Source organism: Kosakonia oryzendophytica, assembly GCF_900094925.1.
Classification (GTDB): domain Bacteria; phylum Pseudomonadota; class Gammaproteobacteria; order Enterobacterales; family Enterobacteriaceae; genus Kosakonia; species Kosakonia oryzendophytica.
In genome coordinates this window covers 588,716-610,921 of sequence record NZ_FMAY01000002.1, presented here as the reverse complement: position 1 = coordinate 610,921, position 22,206 = coordinate 588,716, and the positions used below count along the sequence as shown (strand labels likewise).

General features: G+C 52.1%; 19 protein-coding genes. 6 read left to right on the top strand and 13 right to left on the bottom strand.

Annotated features, from left to right (window positions below; genetic code table 11):
* Position 1: 1 nt before the first annotated feature.
* The 10 genes from skp to rpsB all read right to left on the bottom strand — a co-directional run bounded on the left by skp (position 2) and on the right by rpsB (position 10,839).
* Complete coding sequence (skp, locus tag GA0061071_RS06020) at positions 2-496, bottom strand: molecular chaperone Skp (RefSeq protein WP_061497558.1); 495 nt, start codon at positions 494-496, stop codon at positions 2-4.
* A gap of 117 nt (positions 497-613) precedes the next feature.
* Positions 614-3,025, bottom strand: a complete 2,412-nt coding sequence (gene bamA, locus GA0061071_RS06015) for an outer membrane protein assembly factor BamA (RefSeq protein WP_061497561.1) — start codon at positions 3,023-3,025, stop codon at positions 614-616.
* A 31-nt stretch (positions 3,026-3,056) separates the two neighbouring features.
* Positions 3,057-4,406, bottom strand: coding sequence for a sigma E protease regulator RseP (rseP, locus tag GA0061071_RS06010; RefSeq protein WP_088237410.1), 1,350 nt, complete (start codon positions 4,404-4,406; stop codon positions 3,057-3,059).
* A gap of 11 nt (positions 4,407-4,417) precedes the next feature.
* A complete protein-coding gene (gene cdsA, locus GA0061071_RS06005; RefSeq protein WP_061497565.1) occupies positions 4,418-5,275 on the bottom strand; it encodes a phosphatidate cytidylyltransferase in 858 nt (285 codons plus the stop codon).
* 12 nt (positions 5,276-5,287) lie between these two features.
* Positions 5,288-6,046, bottom strand: coding sequence for a (2E,6E)-farnesyl-diphosphate-specific ditrans,polycis-undecaprenyl-diphosphate synthase (ispU, locus tag GA0061071_RS06000; RefSeq protein WP_061497567.1), 759 nt, complete (start codon positions 6,044-6,046; stop codon positions 5,288-5,290).
* A 183-nt stretch (positions 6,047-6,229) separates the two neighbouring features.
* Positions 6,230-7,429, bottom strand: a complete 1,200-nt coding sequence (ispC, locus tag GA0061071_RS05995) for a 1-deoxy-D-xylulose-5-phosphate reductoisomerase (protein ID WP_061500174.1) — start codon at positions 7,427-7,429, stop codon at positions 6,230-6,232.
* A 97-nt stretch (positions 7,430-7,526) separates the two neighbouring features.
* Positions 7,527-8,084, bottom strand: a complete 558-nt coding sequence (gene frr / locus GA0061071_RS05990; protein ID WP_061497569.1) for a ribosome recycling factor — start codon at positions 8,082-8,084, stop codon at positions 7,527-7,529.
* A 165-nt stretch (positions 8,085-8,249) separates the two neighbouring features.
* Positions 8,250-8,975 carry a UMP kinase gene (gene pyrH, locus GA0061071_RS05985; protein ID WP_061497572.1) on the bottom strand — a complete coding sequence of 242 codons (726 nt, stop codon included), beginning with the start codon at positions 8,973-8,975 and terminating at the stop codon, positions 8,250-8,252.
* Between the two features lie 146 nt (positions 8,976-9,121).
* Positions 9,122-9,973, bottom strand: coding sequence for a translation elongation factor Ts (gene tsf / locus GA0061071_RS05980; RefSeq protein ID WP_061497573.1), 852 nt, complete (start codon positions 9,971-9,973; stop codon positions 9,122-9,124).
* A gap of 140 nt (positions 9,974-10,113) precedes the next feature.
* Positions 10,114-10,839, bottom strand: coding sequence for a 30S ribosomal protein S2 (gene rpsB, locus GA0061071_RS05975; RefSeq protein ID WP_061497575.1), 726 nt, complete (start codon positions 10,837-10,839; stop codon positions 10,114-10,116).
* A gap of 309 nt (positions 10,840-11,148) precedes the next feature.
* Here rpsB and map point away from each other — a divergent pair, with 309 nt between their 5' ends.
* From map to GA0061071_RS05955, 4 genes are all read left to right on the top strand, one after another.
* A complete protein-coding gene (gene map, locus GA0061071_RS05970) occupies positions 11,149-11,940 on the top strand; it encodes a type I methionyl aminopeptidase (protein ID WP_088237409.1) in 792 nt (263 codons plus the stop codon).
* A gap of 154 nt (positions 11,941-12,094) precedes the next feature.
* Positions 12,095-14,770, top strand: a complete 2,676-nt coding sequence (gene glnD / locus GA0061071_RS05965) for a bifunctional uridylyltransferase/uridylyl-removing protein GlnD (protein WP_061497579.1) — start codon at positions 12,095-12,097, stop codon at positions 14,768-14,770.
* A gap of 33 nt (positions 14,771-14,803) precedes the next feature.
* The gene (dapD, locus tag GA0061071_RS05960; RefSeq protein WP_061497581.1) at positions 14,804-15,628 is read left to right on the top strand and encodes a 2,3,4,5-tetrahydropyridine-2,6-dicarboxylate N-succinyltransferase; all 825 of its coding nucleotides are present in this window, start codon (positions 14,804-14,806) and stop codon (positions 15,626-15,628) included.
* Between the two features lie 122 nt (positions 15,629-15,750).
* Positions 15,751-16,140 (top strand): DUF3461 family protein, encoded by a 390-nt coding sequence (locus GA0061071_RS05955; protein ID WP_017457991.1) that lies wholly within the window; start codon positions 15,751-15,753, stop codon positions 16,138-16,140.
* A 59-nt stretch (positions 16,141-16,199) separates the two neighbouring features.
* Here GA0061071_RS05955 and cdaR read toward each other — a convergent pair whose 3' ends face one another.
* The 3 genes from cdaR to dgt form a co-directional block, all read right to left on the bottom strand.
* Positions 16,200-17,357, bottom strand: a complete 1,158-nt coding sequence (cdaR, locus tag GA0061071_RS05950) for a DNA-binding transcriptional regulator CdaR (RefSeq protein WP_061497583.1) — start codon at positions 17,355-17,357, stop codon at positions 16,200-16,202.
* Positions 17,358-17,514: 157 nt separating this feature from the next.
* Positions 17,515-18,951 carry a serine endoprotease DegP gene (degP, locus tag GA0061071_RS05945; RefSeq protein ID WP_061497584.1) on the bottom strand — a complete coding sequence of 479 codons (1,437 nt, stop codon included), beginning with the start codon at positions 18,949-18,951 and terminating at the stop codon, positions 17,515-17,517.
* Between the two features lie 139 nt (positions 18,952-19,090).
* Complete coding sequence (gene dgt / locus GA0061071_RS05935) at positions 19,091-20,605, bottom strand: dGTPase (protein ID WP_088237408.1); 1,515 nt, start codon at positions 20,603-20,605, stop codon at positions 19,091-19,093.
* A 106-nt stretch (positions 20,606-20,711) separates the two neighbouring features.
* Here dgt and mtnN point away from each other — a divergent pair, with 106 nt between their 5' ends.
* Entirely contained in the window at positions 20,712-21,410 is a 699-nt protein-coding gene (mtnN, locus tag GA0061071_RS05930) for a 5'-methylthioadenosine/S-adenosylhomocysteine nucleosidase (protein ID WP_061497588.1), read from the top strand.
* Positions 21,403-22,203, top strand: coding sequence for a vitamin B12 ABC transporter substrate-binding protein BtuF (btuF, locus tag GA0061071_RS05925; RefSeq protein ID WP_061497590.1), 801 nt, complete (start codon positions 21,403-21,405; stop codon positions 22,201-22,203). The genes mtnN and btuF overlap by 8 nt, the downstream gene beginning before the upstream one ends.
* Positions 22,204-22,206 lie beyond the last annotated feature (3 nt).

Genomic DNA, 22,206 nt, shown 5'->3' with positions numbered 1-22,206 from the left:
CTTATTTAACCTGTTTCAGTACATCAGCGGTGATGTCTTTGACATCATTGCTGTTGTAAATAACGGCGTTGGAAGGAACAACCAGATCGATACCCTGGTCCGCAGCAACTTTTTTCACTGCAGTCTGGATACGAGTAACCAGTTTACCGCGTTCTTCGTTAGAACGACGAGCCTGATCCTGTTCGAAAGCCTGCGCTTTCTGAGCAAATGCCTGGCCACCGGCAGCCAGTTCTTTTTCCAGCTTAGTGCGATCGGCTGGTTTCATCGTGGAACCATCACGCTGCAAACGCTGTTTTTTGGCTTGCAGGTCGGATTCCATGCTCTGCAGTTCGCTGGCGCGGCCGCCGAATTCGTTTTTCATAGTCTGAGAAACGCCGGAAGTCTGCGCGACCTGCTGTAACAGGTTACCCATATCAACAATCGCAATCTTGTCTGCTGCCTGAGCGGACGCTGCCATTGCCAAACCGAAACCTGCAGCTAATAACAACTTTTTCACAATTAACTCCTTACCATCCCGTTTGTACCCGGAGGTACAGCTCTTTGCGTGGCCGGGCCTTCTATCCAAGGCCTCAGCCATCACTATACTGCTGATACATTCCTTTGCAGCGATACGTTACCAGGTTTTACCAATGTTAAACTGGAACTGTTCCGCTTTGTCTCCATCGTACTTTTTAAACGGCTGGGCGTAGGAGAAGACCAACGGCCCCAATGGGGACATCCATTGTAAAGCAATACCTGCAGACATACGGATATTACTCGGATCACTATAATCCGGAATGCCCAGTGCTTTCATCTCTGCGGTATTTTGCCAGTTTGTATCCCAAACCGTACCCGCATCCCAGAAGAAGGACGTACGAACAGAGTTTGCATACTTGTCACTGATAAACGGCGTAGGCGTAATCAGCTCAACGCTGGCGACACCCATTGCGTTACCGCCCACCGCATCATTAGATTTACAGTAACCGCCGGACTGGTTACAGTTCTCCAGGCCCGTGTTGCCATAATAAACCGCTTTCGGACCAATGTTATTGGACTGGAAGCCACGAACGGTACTTGAACCACCCGCATAGAAGTTCTCATAGAATGGCATTTCCTTGCCACCTAAGCCATCACCATATCCCCAGCGAGTACGCCCCAGAACGACCCAATTGTGATCGTCATCAATAGGGAAGTAGGAAGCCGTATCGACAGTGACTTTGTAGAACTCGTTATCAGACCCCGGAACGGTCACTTTACCGTTCAGGTTAATACGTGAGCCTTTCGTCGGGAAATAACCACGGTCGAGGTTGTTATAGGTCCACCCATAGTTAAAGGTGAAGTCGTCAGCCGAGTAACCGTTATTGTCATCCGTCCGGCTGGCGTTCTGCCCTACGGAATCAAGGTAACGCCACATCGCCACCTGCGGTTCCATTTTGGACAGGGAGTTATGAACGTAACCTAAACCTGTACGCAGAGTGTTGTACTCGTTGATCGGGAACCCGAGGGTGCCATCCAGACCATAGCTCTTGTTGGTATACGAAGAGAGATCCGCATTGTCAGCTTTAAAGTCGTTATAGAAGATACGACCACCGAGGCTGACACCATCAACCGTAAAGTATGGGTTAGTGACCGAGAACTCAGAGTACGTCTGGTAATCGTTTTTGGTACCGCTGATGCCGACGGAGTACCCTGTACCCAGCCAGTTATCCTGCTGTACGCCAACCTGGAAGCTGACCCCACTCTCCGTGCCGTAACCTACGCCGAAGTTAAAGCTACCGGTGTTGCGCTCTTTAACCTTGTAGACAACGTCAACCTGATCCGGACTGCCGGGAACACGCTGCGTTTCAGTGTCTACCGTTTCGAAGTAGCCCAGACGATTGAGGCGCTCTTTGCCCTGGTCAACCAAATCGCTGCCCAGCCATGCACCTTCCATCTGGCGCATTTCGCGACGAAGTACGGAATCTTTAGAGGTGTCGTTGCCTTCAAAACGAATTTTACGCACATAGAAGCGGTTGCCGGCATCGACGTTGATGCGCAACCTAACCGTTTTGTCGGTATCGTTGATTTCCGGCTGCGTCTGAACGCGCGGATAGGCATAACCATAGCGACCAAGAAGTTTTTTGATGCTGTCTTCCATTTTGGTCACTTTGGCACCGCTATACAGTTCGCCAGGTTCGACCTTCGTCAGACCTTCAATCTCTGCGGAGTGGCCAGCCAGATTACCGCTAACCTGCACGCCGGAGAGCTTGTATTGATCGCCTTCAGTCACGTTAACGGTAATGTAGATTCCTTTTTTGTCCGGCGTCAGGCTGACCTGCGTCGAATCAATATTAAAGCGGGCATAACCGCGATCCAGATAGTAACTGCGCAGTGTTTCCAGATCGCCAGCCAGTTTCTGTTTCTGATATTTGCGATCGCCGACGACGTTCCACCACGGAACTTCATCACGCAACTGGAAGGTGGAGATCAGCTGTTCAGTGCTGAATGCGTGGTTACCTACAATGTTGATCTGCTGGATCTGCGCAGACACGCCTTCCTGGAAAACCAGCTTCAGGTCAACACGGTTGCGCGGCAGCGGTGTCACAACAGCTTTAACGCTGGCGCTGTATTTACCGACGCTGTAGTAGAAATCTTCTAACCCTTTTTCAATATCGGACAGGGTTGTGCGGTCCAGTGACTCGCCCACACGCACGCCAGAAGCCTCAAGGTTCTGTTTCAGCATGTCATCTTTCACCGACTTGTTGCCGGAGAAGGTGATGCTGGCGATTGTCGGGCGTTCTTTCACCTGGACAAGAAGCGTATCACCATCGCGAAGGACGCGAACATCCTCAAAGTTGCCAGTGGCAAACAGTGCGCGAATGGTGTTACTGATATCTTCATCATTCACCGTATCACCAGGGCGTACTGGCATACTGAGGAGGGCCGCACCAACGGCGACACGCTGCAGGCCTTCGAAATGAATGTCCTTCACTACGAACCCGTCAGCACCGTATACGGTGGCGCTGCTAAACAGCAGCGACGCTATGAGCAACTTTTTCATCGCCATCGTTATTATGCGTTCTTCCTAACAAACTCTCTTACAAGCGAGAGAAATCATTGAAAAGTGCAAGCCCCATTAACAGCACCAGCAAAATAGAGCCAATGCGGTAACTAAAGTCTTGAACTCGCTCGGATACCGGTCCGCCCTTCAGCTTCTCGATCGCTAAAAACAGCAGATGCCCGCCATCAAGAACGGGTAATGGGAACAGGTTAATGATACCCAGGTTCACGCTTATCAAAGCGAGGAACATCAAGTAATAAATCAACCCGAACTCCGCTGACATCCCAGCCCCTTGAGCTATCGAAATCGGCCCACTGAGGTTGTTCAGTTTTACATCACCGGTGATCAATTTCCCCAACATACGGACCGTCAGTTTCATCAATTGCCACGTTTTATCCGTAGCTTCAGCGATGGCACTGAATGGCCCGTACTGGCGTACTGTCTTGTATTCGTCTGGCAGCGGAATAACTTTGGGCACAACGCCCGCAAAACCCTCTGCCTTGTTACCCGGCTTTGTATCCGGTATTAACGTTAAAGACAAGGGACTCCCCTGCCTTTCTACTTCCAGGGCTAACGATGTGCCGGGGTTATCACGAACCAGCGCCACAAACGTCATCCATTGCGTTAACTGCTGACCATCGACTTTAACGATCCTGTCGCCAGCTTGCAAACCTGCTTTGCTGGCCGCAGAGTTAGGCTGAACCTCTGCAAGCACCGGTTCTAGCTGCGCTGAACGCGGCTGAATCCCCAGTGACGAAACCGGATCTTCTTTATCAGGTTCAAAAGCCCAATGACGTAAATCCAGCACTTTGTCCTGACGATTGTTACTGCCGAAAGGCGCTACGCTGATCGTCGTCTGGCTGTCGCCGATTTTAGACACCAACTGTAAGCGCACAGCATCCCAATCAGGCGTTTCGATACCATCAATCGCTTTTAGTTCCGTGCCAGGTGCAATTTGCGCGACTGCGGCAATAGAGTTGGGCGTTATTTCGCCAACTACCGGGCGAACGCCAGGAACACCGATGATAAAGACCAACCAGTAGGCGAAGATAGCAAAGAGAAAATTGGCGATGGGGCCGGCGGCGATAACAGCGGCGCGCTGGCCGACTGTTTTATTGTTAAATGCATAATGACGCATCTCCGGTGCAACCGGCTCGACACGCTCATCCAACATTTTGACATAACCGCCCAGCGGAATAAGAGCGATAATGAATTCGGTGCCGTGTTTATCCGTACGGCGCCAGAGCGCTTTACCAAAACCAATGGAAAAGCGCTCAACCCGCACTCCGCAGCGGCGAGCAACCCAGAAATGGCCAAATTCATGCACGGTGATCAACACACCAAGTGCAACGATGAACGCCGCCAGATTCCAGAGAATGCTCAGCATAAAACCTTCCGTTAAATCGTCCTGAAAACCAGCAGTAACAGACAGGCAAATACAGGCACTGCCGCTGTCAGGCTGTCAATGCGATCCAGTATACCGCCATGACCCGGAATAAGATGACCACTATCTTTTATTCCAGCTTCACGTTTGAACATACTTTCCGTTAAATCGCCCAGCACTGACGCCAGTGCCGCGACCACTGAACAAATTAAAAGTGTTGAAGGTGCAACATCCAGATCCGCCCAGGCGCTATATCCCCATGAAATAACGCCAGCGGTCAGCAGCCCGCCCAGAAAACCCTGCCAGGTTTTACCTGGAGACACTTTCGGGGCCAGCTTATGTTTGCCAAACAATTTACCAAACATATACGCGCCTGAATCCGCACCCCACACCAGGATCATGACATACAGCAGCCACAGTGCACCGCCATAGTGATTCTGATCGTAGTGCCAGACCCGGAGCGCCAGCATACCCCAGAAAAAAGGAATAATCGTCAGTACGCCAAAAATCAGACGCAGAACTTTTGACTTACGCCACAACGCAGCGGATGCCGGATAGCCCAGCACCAGCACCAAGGCAATCAGCCACCAGACCAGCGAAGCCCACAATGAGACCGCGACCATGGGTTGGTGAACATTGTGATGATATTCCGGCAGCATAATCAGCATAAACGCCAACAGAAGCCCGCATAATACCGCCAGCCAGATCCGCTGAGTACGAGATGTGAAGCCGCTTAATTGCCCCCATTCCCACGCTGCGAGCATACAAACGGCGAGCGTTACGATAGCAAACCCCACCGGAGGCAACAAAAAAAGTGCTGCGATAACAATTGGTATTAATACAAAAGCAGAAATCAGGCGATACTTCAGCAAAAGCAACCCCCATCAGGCTTTGTCGCCACCAGGCTCGGTGCCGCCGAAACGACGCTCTCGATTGGCAAAGGCATGTAGCGCACCTTCAAAGTCTTGTTCATCAAAATCGGGCCAAAGAACATCAGTAAAGTAAAGTTCGGCATAGGCAATTTGCCAAAGTAAAAAATTACTTATGCGATGTTCCCCACCAGTCCTAATCACTAAATCAACGGGAGCCAGTTCGTGCATGCAGATTTGCTTATTCAGCGTTTCTTCATCAATTTGATCCGGGCGTAATAACCCTTCCTGCACTTGCACTGCTAACTGACGGACTCCCTGAACAATATCCCAGCGACCACCATAATTCGCCGCGACATTCAACGTCAGCCCGGTGTTCTGGGCGGTTAACGCTTCCGCTTTACGGATTCGATCCTGCAAACGCGTATTAAAACGACTGGTATCGCCAATGATACGTAAACGCACATTATGACGATGCAAGCTTTTCACTTCGCTATCCAGCGCCCACACAAACAGCTCCATCAGCGCACTGACTTCCTGCGCCGGGCGGTTCCAGTTCTCGCTACTAAAAGCATAAAGCGTCAGCGCATCAATACCATTATTGGCGGCATAAGATACCGCGCGGCGAACAGACTTTGCTCCAGCCCGATGACCAAAGGCCCGGAGCTTCCCTTGTCTTTTCGCCCAGCGACCATTGCCATCCATAATTATCGCTACATGGCGGCAGCCATGCGTTGGCAAACTTTCGCTTATCGGTTGGTTAGCAGACAACATAACGCGTTTTAGTCCCTGAAAAGGATTGAGCGGTACTCAGGAATACACAAGCCTTTACGCAAAAAAGCCGTGTAAACCACGGCTAACCCAACAACCCATATGACAAACTGGCTATTGGGTGGCGCAGACTATATCACCGAAGCCGAACGCTAACAAATAGCACCGTAACTCATGGCTGTAATATCACCAGCTTGCGAAGCGCGTCACTTGTCTTTGTGCGACTTCACGAGCCTGGGCATCCACAGACAATACATCGTCGATACTTTGCGGTTCACGTAAATCCAACTGCTCCAGAACAGACAGATTCAGAGCGGCTATATCCGTGAAACGAATCGCGGACGCCAGGAATGCCGAAACAGTGACCTCGTTTGCTGCATTTAATGCGGTTGTCGCTGCCTGTCCGTCGCTTGAAGCATCAATGGCCAGCTTCAGGCAGGGATAACGATCATAATCGGGCGCAGCAAAACTTAGCGAATTCAGTTTGCAGAAATCGAGGGCATTCACACCCGAAGGCACACGATCAGGCCAGGCCATCGTATGTGCAATAGGCGTACGCATATCCGGCTCACCCAGTTGCGCTAAAACACTGCCATCCTGGTAACGCACCATGGAGTGGATCACCGATTGCGGATGGATCAGCACTTCCATTTGGCGGGCAGAGGCATTAAACAACCAGCGTGCTTCAATGTATTCCAGACCTTTATTCATCATAGTGGCTGAATCAACGGAAATTTTACGTCCCATTGACCAGTTAGGATGGCGACATGCCTGATCCGGCGTCATCGCCGCCAGATCCGCTAATGGCGTCTCCCGAAATGGACCACCAGACCCGGTAAGCAGAATAGACGAAACGCCATTCTGCTCAAGATCAGCGTACCCCAGGTTTTGCTGAATTGTTTCCGGTAAACTCTGAAAAATAGCGTTATGCTCGCTATCCACCGGCAACAGCCGCGCGCCGCTTTCCTTCACTGCCTCCATAAACAAGCGACCACAGGTCACCAGCGACTCTTTATTCGCCAGCAATACCGTCTTGCCTGCGCGAATCGCAGCAAGCGTTGGCACCAACCCGGCAGCACCGACAATGGCTGCCATGACCTGATCGACATCGCCCAGTGCAGCCATTTCGCAAGCCGCCTGCTGACCGCTCAGCACCTCAGTACGGCAACCGGTTTCTTGCAAAGCGATTTTTACCTGCTGCGCGCTCTGTACATCATCCATCACAGCAAAACGTGGGGTGAATTCCAGACACTGTTCAACCATACGGGCAACATTTTTGCCTGCCACCAGCGCAGTAACGGAAAAACGATCGGGATTGTGGCGAACCACATCAAGCGTGCTGCAACCAATAGAACCCGTTGAGCCCAGAAGAGTTAAATGCTTCATGAAACGCTCACAACGTTGCGAGAATAAAAAGCAAAACGCCGCCAGCAAAGCCACTGTAATGGCTCTCTGTACGGCGTTTTAGTCGGTTTTTATAGAATCAGAACTGCATCAGCTCTGCTTCTTTATCCGCCAGCGCCGCATCCACTTTCTTGATGGCAGCATCGGTCAGCTTCTGCACGTCATCCTGTGAACGGCGATCGTCGTCTTCACTGATTTCTTTGTCTTTCAGCAGAGCTTTCACTTTATCGTTCGCGTCACGACGGACGTTACGTACAGCAACGCGTGCTTGTTCAGCTTCACCGCGAACAACTTTGATCAGATCTTTACGGCGTTCTTCGGTCAGCGCTGGCAGCGGAACGCGGATATCGCTCCCTGCGGAGTTCGGGTTCAGGCCCAAATCAGATGCCATGATGGCTTTTTCAACGGCCGGGCTCATTGAGCGATCGAACACGTTGATTTTCAGCGTACGGGAGTCTTCCACCGTTACGCTTGCCAACTGGCGCAACGGCGTCGGCGTACCGTAATATTCCACAACGATGCCATCCAGCAGGCTCGGGGAAGCGCGACCAGTGCGCACTTTGCTGATTTGAGTTTTGAACGATTCTACGCATTTTTCCATGCGCACTTCAGCATCTTTTCTGATATCGCTAATCACGTTACGGATCCTTGAAATCTTGTCGCAGGCAGACCATACACAGGCACGCCTGGTTGCGGGTGTGCTAAGTATAGCCCTGTTCAACATTCTGGCATCGTGAGATGCCAGAAAGAACGGCTCAATAAATTAAAGCGGAATCTTACCTTTATTTATTGCTTACGGGAATTATTCCGTAATCAATGTGCCTTCTTTTTCGCCCATTACCACGCGACGCAGCGCGCCGGGTTTGTTCATATTGAACACGCGAATCGGCAGTTTATGATCGCGGGCCAGCGTAAAGGCCGCCAGATCCATCACTTTCAGTTCTTTATCCAGCACTTCGGTGTAACTCAGTTGTTCACACAGCGTTGCAGTCGGATCGGTCACCGGATCGGCAGTAAACACGCCGTCTACTTTAGTTGCTTTCAGCACAACATCGGCTTCGATTTCGATACCGCGCAGGCAAGCTGCGGAATCGGTGGTGAAGAACGGGTTACCGGTACCGGCGCTGAAAATCACGACGCGGTTATTGCGCAACAGGCTGATAGCCTCCGCCCAGCTGTAATTGTCACAGACACCATTCAACGGAAACGCGGACATCAGACGTGCGTTTACATAGGCACGATGCAGCGCATCACGCATCGCAAGGCCGTTCATCACCGTTGCCAGCATACCCATGTGATCGCCCACAACACGGTTCATGCCTGCTTTTGCCAGTCCCGCGCCGCGGAACAGGTTACCGCCACCAATCACCACGCCAACCTGAACTCCCAGTTCAACCAGCTCTTTAATTTCCTGCGCCATACGGTCAAGAATGCTTGCGTCAATACCGAAGCCTTCGGATCCCTGGAGCGCTTCGCCGCTCAGCTTAAGCAGAATGCGTTTGTAGACGGGTTTTGCATTGGTAGCCATGTTTCTTTCCTGAGACTGTCAACAATTGGACGGATTAATACTGGCGCTATGATACGTCGCCTGTCAGCGCAAACACTAGCGTGTTGGCTGATTTTCAGATGAAGGGCATAAAAAGAAGCCGCCCTAAGGCGGCTCCTTTTTAGTGATTAAGACTGCTTGGACATTGCAGCAACTTCTGCTGCGAAGTCAGTCTCAACTTTCTCGATGCCTTCACCCACTTCGAAGCGGATGAAGCCTGTTACGTCAGCATTGTGCTCTTTCAGCAGCTGACCCACAGTTTTGCTCGGATCCATAACGAAAGGCTGGCCGGTCAGAGAAACTTCGCCGGTGAATTTCTTCATGCGGCCTTCAACCATTTTCTCTGCGATTTCTTTCGGTTTGCCAGACTGCATGGCGATGTCCAGCTGAACCTGGTACTCTTTTTCTACCACTTCAGCAGACACGTCTTCCGGTTTAACGAATTCCGGTTTGCTTGCAGCAACGTGCATAGCCAGCTGTTTAACCAGCTCCTGATCCGCGCCTTTAGCTGCAATCAGAACACCGATACGCGCACCGTGCTGGTAAGAACCCAGAACTTCGCCTTCCAGGGAAGCAACGCGACGGATGTTGATGTTCTCACCGATTTTAGCAACCAGTGCAACACGCTCTTCTTCGAACTGAGCTTTCAGAACTTCAACGTCAGTGATTTTGCCAGCAACAGCAGCATCCAGCACTTTGTTTGCAAATGCCTGGAAACCACCATCTTTCGCCACGAAGTCAGTCTGGCAGTTTACTTCCAGAATGATACCGTAGGTGCCGTCGATCTTAGTGATGATCACGCCGTCAGCAGCAACGTTGCCTGCTTTTTTCGCTGCTTTGATAGCACCGGATTTACGCATGTTTTCGATTGCCAGCTCGATGTCGCCGTTCGCTTCAGTCAGAGCCTTTTTGCAATCCATCATGCCTGCGCCAGTACGTTCACGCAGCTCTTTTACCAGGGATGCGGTAATTTCAGCCATTCTTTAATCCTCGGGAGAGATATGACCTGCCTGGTTCGGGGAACCAAACAGGCTTAAAAGTGAAAAAGGGGGCCATAAACAGGCCCCCTAACCAAACTCGGTACTACCTGCTCAATAAGGGGCTCAGAGAGCGTGCCTTATTACTCAGCTTCTACGAAGCTTTCTTCCGCCTGAGTAGCCAGATCCGAAGAACGGCCTTCACGAACGGTAGCAGCAACGGCATTCAGGTACAGGCTAACAGCACGGATTGCGTCATCGTTACCCGGGATAACGAAGTCAACGCCGTCCGGATCGGAGTTGGTATCAACGATAGCAAATACCGGGATACCCAGGTTGTTTGCTTCTTTGATTGCGATGTGCTCGTGGTCAGCGTCGATAACGAACAGAGCGTCCGGCAGACCGCCCATGTCTTTGATACCGCCCAGGCTGTTTTCCAGCTTGTCCAGTTCACGAGTGCGCATCAGCGCTTCTTTCTTGGTCAGCTTGTCGAAGGTACCGTCCTGAGACTGAGTTTCCAGGTCTTTCAGACGTTTGATGGACTGACGAACGGTTTTCCAGTTAGTCAGCATACCGCCCAACCAGCGATGGTTCACGAAGAACTGGTCGCAGTTCAGAGCAGCTTCTTTCACCGCTTCGCTTGCAGCGCGTTTAGTACCAACGATCAGGATTTTGCCTTTGCGAGAAGCAATTTTGTTCAGCTCAGCCAGGGCTTCGTTGAACATCGGTACAGTTTTCTCAAGGTTGATGATGTGAACTTTGTTACGCGCACCGAAGATGAACGGCTTCATTTTCGGGTTCCAGTAACGGGTCTGGTGACCAAAGTGAACACCAGCCTTGAGCATATCGCGCATGGAAACAGTTGCCATGTTTAAAACCTCTATATAAAAGTTGGGGTTATGCCTCCACGTATCCCATATTACCGACCCCGAAGGGCACCCCGGAATATGTGCCGATACGTGTGTGTTATTACACAAAGTGAGATTTGTGGCTCCCATCCCAAAACAGGAACGGAAGTCCGGCGCGCTTTATATCACAAAACACTGCCGGACACCAATAGTTGTTGACGCGGTGTGCTGTTAATGATTCTCAATTTGGCACAAAGCTTGCCCGACTGTTACCATGAACAACACTTATCCTGGTATAGTCGAAAAATTCGACACTGATGGACGCACTCCATGGCTATCTCAATTAAAACTCCTGAAGAAATCGAAAAAATGCGCATTGCCGGTCGTCTGGCCGCCGAAGTGCTGGAAATGCTCGAACCGTATGTTAAACCGGGCGTCAGCACCGGCGAACTGGATCGCATCTGCAATGACTACATCGTCAATGAGCAACACGCGATCTCCGCTTGCCTCGGTTACCACGGCTTCCCGAAATCCGTCTGTATCTCTATTAATGAAGTGGTATGTCACGGTATTCCGGATGACGAAAAACTGCTGAAGGATGGTGATATCGTCAACATCGACGTGACCGTTATCAAAGACGACTATCACGGCGACACCTCCAAAATGTTTATCGTCGGCAAACCAACAATCCTTGGCGAACGCCTGTGCCACGTCACCCAGGAGAGCCTCTATCTGGCGCTGCGCATGGTGAAGCCGGGCATCCGTCTGCGTACCCTTGGCGCGGCTATTCAGAAATACGTAGAAGCGCAAGGGTTCTCCGTGGTGCGCGAATACTGCGGACACGGCATTGGTCGTGGTTTCCACGAAGAACCGCAGGTGCTGCACTATGATGCAGATGACGGCGGCGTTGTGTTACAGGCCGGTATGACCTTTACCGTAGAACCGATGGTCAACGCCGGTGATTACCGCATTCGCACCATGAAAGATGGCTGGACGGTGAAAACCAAAGATCGCAGCCTGTCGGCGCAATATGAGCACACGATCGTGGTGACAGAAACGGGTTGTGAGATCCTGACCCTGCGCAAAGATGACTCCATCGACGCGGTACTGACGGCCGCTTAATCTCCGCCGTTACGCTCTTGTCTACGGCCCGCTCTGCGGGTCGTTTTTTTTGCCCTGCCAACCTCTTCGTCATACGCATAAACGACTTTTCATTTCTGACTATCTCTTTTACTTTGTTTTGTTAGTGATCCTCACTCCACACGGGTGGCTAATAATGAGCAATACCTTGTCAGAACAATTCGTCAACACCGTCAAACCCACCCTTCCCGGCCAGCCTGAGTATCCTGGCGTCTGGCCCCAGGACGCGCTGCAATGTGCGGGGATCAAAGCCCATATCGACGCCTTCCAGCGGTGGCTGGGGCATGTATTTGATGCCGGTATTTCCGCCGAGCAATTGATTGAAGCACGTACCGAATTTATCGATCAGCTGCTGCAACGCCTGTGGCTGGAGTACGGTTTTGGCAATATCAACGACGTCGCGCTGGTGGCGGTTGGCGGCTATGGTCGCGGTGAACTGCACCCCTTGTCTGATATCGATCTGCTGATCCTCAGTCGCCACAAACTGCCCGATGAGCAGGCGCAAAAGATTGGCGAACTGCTAACACTTCTCTGGGACGTAAAACTGGAAGTAGGTCACAGCGTGCGCACGCTGGATGAATGCCTACAGGAGGGGCTGTCGGATTTAACCGTCGCCACGAATCTCATTGAGTCACGTCTGTTGATTGGCGATGTGGCGCTGTTTCTTGAGCTGCAAAAGCATATTTTCAGCGACAATTTCTGGCCTTCGGAAACGTTTTTCCCGGCGAAAGTGGCCGAACAAAATGAGCGTCATCAGCGTTACCACGGCACCAGCTACAACCTTGAGCCGGACATTAAAAGCAGCCCCGGCGGCCTGCGCGATATTCACACGCTGCAATGGGTGGCTCGTCGCCACTTTGGCGCAACATCGCTCGATGAAATGGTCGGCTTCGGCTTCCTCACCGAAGCTGAGCGTAATGAACTGAACGAGTGTCTGCATCTGCTGTGGCGCATCCGTTTCGCCCTGCACCTGGAACTGAACCGCTACGATAATCGCTTGCTTTTTGATCGCCAGCTAAGCGTCGCCCAGCGGCTGAACTATGTCGGCGAAGGCAACCAGCCGGTTGAGCATATGATGAAAGATTTCTTCCGGGTTACACGTCGTGTCACGGAACTGAATCAGATGCTACTCCAGCTCTTCGATGAAGCGATACTGGCGCTCACGGCTGATGAAAAGCCGCGTCCGATCGATGATGAGTTCCAGCTACGCGGCACACTGATTGATCTGCGCGATGAGACATTATTTATTCGCGAGCCGCAGGCGATTTTGCGGATGTTTTATATCATGGTGCGCAACAGCACGATTACCGGCATCTACTCCACTACCCTGCGTCATCTGCGACACGCCCGTCGCCATCTGACACAACCGTTATGCTACATCGCCGAAGCGCGCTCTATTTTCCTCAGTATGCTGCGCCACCCGGGGGCCGTCAGTCGCGGCCTGCTACCGATGCACCGCCACAGCGTATTGTGGGCCTATATGCCGCAATGGTCGCATATCGTCGGTCAGATGCAATTTGACCTGTTTCATGCTTACACGGTCGATGAACACACCATTCGCGTGTTATTGAAGCTGGAAAGTTTCGCTAAAGAAGAGACACGTAATAAGCATCCCTTATGCGTAGAGCTATGGCCGCGTCTGACCCATCCGGAACTGATTTTGATTGCCGCACTGTTCCACGACATCGCGAAAGGACGCGGCGGTGATCACTCCGTACTGGGGGCACAGGATGTGCTGAAATTTGCCGAGTTGCACGGTTTGAACTCCCGAGAAACGCAACTGGTTGCCTGGCTGGTCCGCCATCACTTGCTGATGTCGGTAACCGCCCAACGCCGTGATATTCAGGATCCGGAAGTCATCAAGCAGTTCGCTGAAGAGGTGCAAACGGAGAACCGGTTACGCTTCCTGGTCTGCCTGACCGTTGCGGATATTTGCGCCACTAACGAAACCCTGTGGAACAGCTGGAAGCAGAGCCTGTTGCGCGAACTCTATTTCGCCACTGAAAAACAGCTACGCCGTGGCATGCAAAACACGCCGGATATGCGTGAACGGGTGCGTCATCATCAATTACAAGCGCTGGCGTTGCTGCGTATGGACAATATTGATGAGGAGCAGTTGCATCAGATTTGGGCGCGTTGCCGCGCCAACTATTTTGTGCGCCATAGCCCAAACCAGTTGGCATGGCATGCCCGGCACCTGCTCGCGCATGATTTAAGCAAACCGCTGATCCTGCTTAGTCCTCAGGCAACCCGTGGCGGCACAGAGATCTTTATCTGGAGTCCCGACAGACCTTACCTCTTTGCCGCAGTATGTGCCGAACTCGACAGACGTAATCTCAGCGTCCATGACGCACAGATCTTCACCACCCGTGACGGCATGGCAATGGATACCTTTATTGTGCTGGAACCGGATGGCAGCCCGCTCTCCGCCGATCGTCACGATGCCATCTGCTTTGGTTTAGAGCAGGCTATCACGCAACACACCTGGCAACCGCCACAGCCACGACGTCAGCCAGCCAAATTGCGTCACTTTACCGTCGACACGGAAGTGAATTTCCTGCCGACCCATACCGACAGAAAATCCTTCCTTGAATTGATTGCACTCGATCAACCCGGCTTGCTCGCACGCGTTGGCCAGGTGTTTGCCGACCTTGGAATTTCGTTGCACGGGGCGAGAATTACAACAATTGGTGAACGAGTAGAAGATTTATTTATAATCGCAACCGCCGACCGGCGTGGCCTTAATAATGCGCTGCAAAAGGAGGTGCAACAACGGTTGACAGAGGCCCTCAATCCAAACGATAAAGGGTGATGATTTTTTTACACAGATGGAAAGAGCTTAACAATGCAGCAGTTACAGAACGTTATTGAAACCGCTTTCGAGCGTCGCGCAGAGATCACCCCGGCCAATGTGGATACCGTTACCCGTGAAGCGGTCAACCAGGTTATTGCTCTGCTCGATTCCGGCGCCCTGCGCGTCGCAGAAAAAATCGATGGTCAATGGGTCACTCACCAGTGGCTGAAGAAAGCGGTTCTGCTCTCTTTCCGCATTAACGATAACCAGGTTATCGACGGTGCAGAAAGCCGCTACTTCGATAAAGTGCCGATGAAATTCGCCGACTACGATGCAGCGCGTTTCCAAAAAGAAGGTTTCCGTGTCGTGCCGCCGGCTGCGGTTCGTCAGGGTGCGTTTATCGCCCGTAATACTGTACTGATGCCGTCGTACGTTAATATCGGTGCCTATGTCGATGAAGGCACCATGGTGGATACCTGGGCAACCGTAGGGTCCTGTGCGCAGATTGGTAAAAACGTTCACCTCTCCGGTGGCGTGGGAATCGGTGGCGTACTGGAGCCATTACAGGCAAACCCGACTATCATTGAAGATAACTGCTTTATCGGCGCGCGTTCCGAAGTGGTGGAAGGTGTTATCGTTGAAGAGGGGTCGGTTATCTCCATGGGCGTGTATATCGGTCAGAGCACCCGTATTTATGACCGCGAAACCGGCGAAATTCACTACGGCCGTGTACCGGCGGGTTCCGTTGTGGTTTCCGGCAATCTGCCATCCAAAGATGGCAAATACAGCCTCTACTGTGCTGTTATCGTGAAAAAAGTCGATGCGAAAACGCGTGGCAAAGTGGGTATCAACGAACTCCTGCGCACCATCGATTAAGTCTTTCCCCTCTCCCTTTTCGGGAGAGGGTGACCTGTCCCGCCTTTTTAGTACGCGCAGGTGGAAAAAATAGATTTTTTCGTTAATTATTCATAGGTTATGTTGAGCTTAAGGGTACCGCTATGTACGATAATCTGAAAAGTTTAGGCATTACCAATCCCGATGAAATTGATCGTTACAGCCTCCGCCAGGAAGCGAACAACGATATCCTGAAAATCTATTTTCATAAGGACAAAGGCGAGTTTTTTGCCAAGAGCGTGAAGTTTAAATACCCGCGTCAGCGTAAAACCGTGGTCGCTGACGGTGTCGGCCAGGGGTATAAAGAGGTTCAGGAGATCAGCCCTAACCTGCGCTATGTCATTGATGAGTTAGATCAAATCTGCCAGCGCGATCGTACCGAAGTGGATCTGAAACGTAAGATCCTTGACGATCTGCGTCACCTTGAAAGCGTGGTTACCAACAAGATCAATGAAATTGAGTCGGATCTTGAGAAATTAACGCGCGGGAAATAACCGTGTCGTGCTTACCCGGTCTGCGGAGCCTTTCCACAGGCCGGGTAAGAAATATCAAATCAACGTTGCTCGTCCAGTTGCAGCGCCACATACAGTAGTAGCCTGTCATCGAAATTCCCTAAATCCAGCCCGGTCAGTTCAGAGATGCGATTGAGACGGTATTCCAGCGTGTTGCGGTGGATAAACAGCGCCTTGGACGTTGCCAGCGGCTGTACGTTATGGCGGAACCAGGCCGATAAAGTGCGCCTGAGCAGGCCATTGTTGTCCATCGCTTTTAACCGTGACAACGGGCGCGCCAGCTCATTCGCCTGCCAGCCGCCACGTAAACTGTCCAGCAATACTGGCAACATCAGATCCTGATAGAAATAGCTGCGGTTTTCCGGCATCCGTTGTTTACCCACCATCATCGTGGTGCGCGCGGTACGGTATGAACGGGCGATACTGCCAGGACCAGTAAAATAGTTGCCAAGCGCAACACGAAAACGCAGTTGGCCGTTCTCTTTCATGCGGGTAATCAACTGCTCAACGCGCTTGCGGTGATCTTCCGCGTCCCAGCGACCAAACTGATTGAGCGCCGGTTTGAGCACCACCATCTCCGTTAACGAGACAATCGCGATAAGGTTGTTGCGTTCCGGCGTAGTCAGCGCATTCTGCAACTGCTGCAATTCGGCCATGGCACTATCAACGCCCAGTTGACCACTGTCGACTTCCACGACCGCCACCACACGCGGCTGGTTTAAATCGATACCCAAGCGCTGCGCCCATTCAGTTAATGCGGGCGTATGCTCTTCCGCCTGGATCAGGTTCATCACCAGCTCTTCACGTAAGCGGCTGTCTTGTGCCAGCAGATGCATCAAACGGGATTGTTCCAGCATCATCTCAGCGGTCATACAGACCAGTTCGCCATATTTGCGCAACGTTTCCGGTTCGCCGGTCAAACCGATAACGCCGACAATTTCGCCTTCCAGTCGTAGCGGCAGGTTGATCCCCTGACGTACGCCATGCAAGTGACGCGCGACCGCATCATCAATGTCCACCACGCGGCCCTGGGAGAGAACTAACAGCGCACCTTCGTGCAATTCCCCAATTCGTTCGCGATCGCCGCTACCAATGATGCGACCACGTGCATCCATGACGTTAATGTTTGTATCGATGATGCGCATCGTGCGCGCCACGATATCCTGTGCCATTTTGGTATCAAGGTGCCAGCCAGCCATGTAACCCTCCCGTGAGCAGAGCCCAAGCATATGGGAGAAAACCATAGCGCGCACTGTGCATATGCACAAAGCAGCATTCAGAAGTATGGAGTTGTGGAAGGCTTCACAAAACAGAAGGAGCCCCTCTCCTCGCAGGGAGGAAGAGGGGTTTTACAGATTACTGCATCAGCAGATAAATGGAGGTATCGCCACGCTGAATATTCAGCGCCAGTACAGACGGTTTGCCGTCGAGGATTTTGCGCAACTCAGCGATATTTTTCACCGGCTGCTGGTTAGCACCGATAATCACATCCCCTTTTTTCAGGCCAATCTGCGCCGCAGGGGTATTCGCTTTCACTGCGTTAACCACCACGCCAGCATCTTTGCCTTTGTTGCTCATTTCCGCGCCTTCAATGCCACTGAAGATGGTGCTGGAATCCACCTGGTTCTGGCTGCTCTGCTGCAATTCCAGCGTGATATTCACCGGTTTGCCGTCACGCAACAGGCCAAGAGCAACTTTACTGCCAATTGGCATTGAACCCACTTCAGCACGCAGTGCGGCGAAGCTGCTAATCGGTTTGCCATTCAGCGAGGTGATCACATCACCCGCCTTGATACCCGCTTTCGCGGCGGCGGAATTCGGCATCACCTGGCTGACAAACGCCCCGCGTTGGGCATCGACTTTCATCGCTTTCGCCAGCTCGGAGTTCAGTTCAGTCCCCATAATCCCCAGCTCACCACGGCGTACCTGGCCGAACTCAACCATCTGGCCGGTCAGGTTTTTCACCATATTACTCGGGATGGCAAAACCGATACCAATGTTGCCGCCGTCCGGCGCGAGGATTGCGGTGTTAATCCCGATCAGTTCACCATTCAGGTTGACCAGTGCACCACCGGAGTTACCCCGGTTAATCGCCGCATCCGTTTGGATAAAGTTTTCGTAGTTTTCAGCATTCAGCCCGCTGCGGCCAAGCGCGGAAACAATCCCGGAAGTCACCGTCTCACCCAGACCGAACGGGTTACCAATCGCTACCGTATAGTCACCCACGCGCAGGGCGTCAGAATCCGCCAGCTTGATAGCGGTCAGGTTTTTCGGATCCTGAATCTGGATCAGGGCGATGTCGGAACGCGGGTCTTTACCCACCACTTTAGCGTCAAATTTACGCCCGTCGCTCAACTGAACCTTAATGGTATTGGCGTTATCCACGACGTGGTTGTTGGTCACAACATAGCCTTTGGCGGCATCAATAATGACCCCGGAGCCCAATGCCATAAATTTCTGCTGCTGACCACCGCCGGAGCCATCTTGCCCACCCTGACCGCCCTGGCAGAATGGCGAGCCCTGGAACGGAGAACCGTCCTGGCAGAACGGTGAATTATCACCAAAGAACTGCTGGAAGTTACGTGGCATACGCGGGGTATTCACCGTCGTGCTGCCTTCTACGTTAATACTCACCACCGAAGGCATCACTTTTTCCAGCATCGGCGCAAGGCTCGGCATTTGTTGCGACGGGGTAGCTGAAGATGCTGTTTCCGCCGCCGTAGCTGACAGAGGAGACAGCGCTAAACTTAAACTCAAGGCCAGTGCACTCATTGCTAACGTGGTTTTTTTCATGTGTCTCTATCTCATTACCGATTAACGCAAACAAACTGCTGTGTATGTACCACTCAGAGTCGATTTATAGCCTGAAGTTCCGGGATGTCGTTTCGGCAAAAAGTAAAAATTTATTGTCGTTCTTTACAAAACAACGGGGTTATTCCACTGCCATCAAACGACGATATTCATCCCAAGAATATAAATCAGTCATACCGCTGATATAATCCTGAATCAATCGACAACGATGATAATACTCCAGCACCGGATACTCCGCCGAATCGGGCGATAATTTACTGACCGCTTCTACATACGCTAATCGATGGCGCGTCGACAGTTTATGAAACAGACGCGATGCAATCGGAAAGCGGCGCAGACGCTCCTTTTCCACCAGCTCAGTAAAATCCGCCAACGATAATTGTAACAACGGGCGGTAAATATCCAGCAACCCACTGATGACGCGATAACCTTGTAATTCAAGCTGCTCAACGTCCGGGTGGCTGAATACATGTTTAATGGCGACATTTTTATATAATTCAAGTAGCTGACTGAATCCGCTATCATCCTCCAGCAACGCATGGTTGAATTCACCGCTGAAGATTTGGGGCAGGTTATCAATAAAGCGCTGTGCAGCGTAGGGCACCAGCTTATTAAGGGTATTGACCCGCAGATACATAAAGAATTGATCTTCCGCACTGCGGCTCATGGAATTCACACGGGATTTATCCCAGGCATTTTCGACCACCTGAGCAAACAACGAACCCTTTTCATGTGTTCCCCAGGCATCATAAAGATGCTGGTAAAGTTGTTCCGCCGTGAAAATACGTTTTTCTACCGCATCCTCTAAGTCGGCGACGCAATAAGAAATATCATCAGCGGCTTCCATTATCCACGTCAAAGGGAAGCGGCTGTAAGTATCCAGGTTTAATTCTTTACGTAAGCGCTCAACATAGGCTTCTTCGCTGAAATAATAACCTGGTTTTTTCATTAAATAGCTGTGCGACGTTGGAGGAGAACCAACCCACCATGCAGGGCGCGTATATTTTAATATGCAACCGACCTGCGCCCAGGTCAGGTTCATTCGCATCAGCGTATGCACCAGGCGGATCCCCTGCGCGTTTCCTTCAAAATGGCTTAAATCCTGACGAACTTTTCTACGTAGCGCATTTAACCCATCTTCGCCCTCATGCAGGCGCAACACCGCCACTTCACAGCGATCGTCCGATAACGGTTGACCGAGCGCATCTTCCGGCGCCAGCCGCTGATGGAACCAATCATTAATTGCCGCCTCGCCAAAATGGCCGAAAGGTGGGTTGCCAATGTCATGCATCAGGCACGCCATTTCAACAATGCTTTCAAACGGTCCGGTCAGTTCATCCAACCCGTAAGTTTCCAGCAACTTCAGTTCTTTCAGGCGGCTAAGGATTTCTTTGGCGATGTAGCGTCCCACCTGTTGTACTTCCAGGGAGTGGGTAAGGCGTGTACGTACCGCGGCATTGCGTTCCAGGGGGAAAACCTGCGTTTTTTGTTGCAACCGCCGAATGGCCGGGGAGTTGATGATGCGCCCGCGATCGCTTTCAAAAATACGCAGGATTTCACGCTCAGTTTTCACGCCCTGCGGCGAACGATAGCGACGGTGCCAGTTTATTTTGTTGCGAAAGTCGATCTCTGCCATTTTCTCTCCTGTGCGAAGCGTCACGGGATATCATGCAATTGTGTATGCCATGATAGACTATGCCCTGAAAACGTAATTCTGTCTTATCACATTAGCGAGTATCTCCATGAAAATTGGCATTATTGGTGCAATGGAAGAAGAAGTTACGCTGCTGCGTGACAAAATCGAGAACCGTCAGACCCTGAATATTGGCGGGAGCGAAATCTACACCGGTACGCTGAATGGCACTGACGTTGCACTGCTGAAGTCGGGCATTGGCAAAGTCGCTGCTGCCATGGGCGCAACGTTGCTGCTGGAGCGCTGCCAGCCGGATGTGATTATCAATACCGGTTCTGCGGGCGGTCTGGCGCCAACGCTGAAAGTAGGCGATATCGTGGTGTCTGACGAAGCGCGTTATCACGATGCCGACGTGACGGCTTTCGGTTACGAGTACGGCCAGTTACCGGGCTGCCCGGCGGGCTTTAAAGCCGATGATAAACTGATTGCCGCCGCAGAAGCCTGTATCGCGCAACTGGATCTGCACGCCGTGCGCGGTTTGATTGTCAGCGGCGATGCCTTTATCAATGGTTCAGTGGGTCTGGCGAAAATCCGCCACAACTTCCCGCAAGCCATCGCCGTGGAAATGGAAGCCACCGCCATTGCGCATGTTTGCCATAACTTCGGCGTGCCGTTTGTTGTGGTTCGCGCCATCTCCGACGTGGCAGATCAACAGTCGCACCTGAGCTTTGATGAGTTCCTGGCCGTCGCGGCGAAACAATCCAGCCTGATGGTGGAAACCCTGGTGCAGAACCTGGCGCGTGGCTAATCGTTCACTCGGGGCGCTTGCCGCCCTGCTTATTCTGCTGCCGGCGTGGCTGTTCGCCGCGCCGCGCGTGATTTCGCTCTCACCGGCCAATACAGAACTGCTGTTTGCCGCAGGGATTACGCCTGTCGGCGTGAGCAGCTATTCCGATTACCCTCCCGAAGCCGCGCATATTGAACAAGTCGCCAGTTGGCAAGGCATCAACCTCGAACGCATTGTCGCATTGAAACCCGACATGGTGCTGGCGTGGCGCGGAGGCAACACCGAACGGCAGGTCAATCAACTGAAGCAGTTTGGCGTTACCGTGATGTGGGTGGATGCCATCACCATCGAACAAGTTGCAGAGACGCTGCGCGCGCTTGAGCCCTACAGCCCGCATCCTGAGCAGGCCCGACAAGCGGCGCAACAGCTGATGGCACGTTATGACGAATTGAAAGCGCGCTATGCAAACCAGCCGAAAAAACGCGTGTTCCTGCAATTTGGTGCACAGCCGCTGTTCACCAGCGGGCAAGGTTCGATTCAGAACGAGGTGCTGGAGCTGTGCGGCGGCGAAAACATCTTTGCCGCCAGTCGCGTGCCCTGGCCGCAGGTCAGCCGCGAGCAAGTATTAGCCCGCCAGCCGCAGGCGATTGTGGTCGCCGGAGAGGCGCGTGAAATTCCCAATATCGAACAATTCTGGCATAGCCAGCTCGATGTACCGATTATTTCTCTACACAGCGACTGGTTTGAACGCGCAAGCCCGCGTATTATCCTCGCCGCTCAACAACTCTGTACTGCCCTTGCGCAGGTGAAATAACCG

What these genes read in the sequence shown, in the direction of transcription:
- bamA (WP_061497561.1), bottom strand. Translation starts at nt 3,025, where the DNA reads ATGGCGATGAAAAAGTTGCTCATAGCGTCGCTGCTGTTTAGCAGCGCC.
- rseP (WP_088237410.1), bottom strand. Translation starts at nt 4,406, where the DNA reads ATGCTGAGCATTCTCTGGAATCTGGCGGCGTTCATCGTTGCACTTGGT.
- ispU (WP_061497567.1), bottom strand. Translation starts at nt 6,046, where the DNA reads ATGTTGTCTGCTAACCAACCGATAAGCGAAAGTTTGCCAACGCATGGC.
- ispC (WP_061500174.1), bottom strand. Translation starts at nt 7,429, where the DNA reads ATGAAGCATTTAACTCTTCTGGGCTCAACGGGTTCTATTGGTTGCAGC.
- pyrH (WP_061497572.1), bottom strand. Translation starts at nt 8,975, where the DNA reads ATGGCTACCAATGCAAAACCCGTCTACAAACGCATTCTGCTTAAGCTG.
- tsf (WP_061497573.1), bottom strand. Translation starts at nt 9,973, where the DNA reads ATGGCTGAAATTACCGCATCCCTGGTAAAAGAGCTGCGTGAACGTACT.
- rpsB (WP_061497575.1), bottom strand. Translation starts at nt 10,839, where the DNA reads ATGGCAACTGTTTCCATGCGCGATATGCTCAAGGCTGGTGTTCACTTT.
- map (WP_088237409.1), top strand. Translation starts at nt 11,149, where the DNA reads ATGGCTATCTCAATTAAAACTCCTGAAGAAATCGAAAAAATGCGCATT.
- glnD (WP_061497579.1), top strand. Translation starts at nt 12,095, where the DNA reads ATGAGCAATACCTTGTCAGAACAATTCGTCAACACCGTCAAACCCACC.
- dapD (WP_061497581.1), top strand. Translation starts at nt 14,804, where the DNA reads ATGCAGCAGTTACAGAACGTTATTGAAACCGCTTTCGAGCGTCGCGCA.
- GA0061071_RS05955 (WP_017457991.1), top strand. Translation starts at nt 15,751, where the DNA reads ATGTACGATAATCTGAAAAGTTTAGGCATTACCAATCCCGATGAAATT.
- cdaR (WP_061497583.1), bottom strand. Translation starts at nt 17,357, where the DNA reads ATGGCTGGCTGGCACCTTGATACCAAAATGGCACAGGATATCGTGGCG.
- degP (WP_061497584.1), bottom strand. Translation starts at nt 18,951, where the DNA reads ATGAAAAAAACCACGTTAGCAATGAGTGCACTGGCCTTGAGTTTAAGT.
- dgt (WP_088237408.1), bottom strand. Translation starts at nt 20,605, where the DNA reads ATGGCAGAGATCGACTTTCGCAACAAAATAAACTGGCACCGTCGCTAT.
- mtnN (WP_061497588.1), top strand. Translation starts at nt 20,712, where the DNA reads ATGAAAATTGGCATTATTGGTGCAATGGAAGAAGAAGTTACGCTGCTG.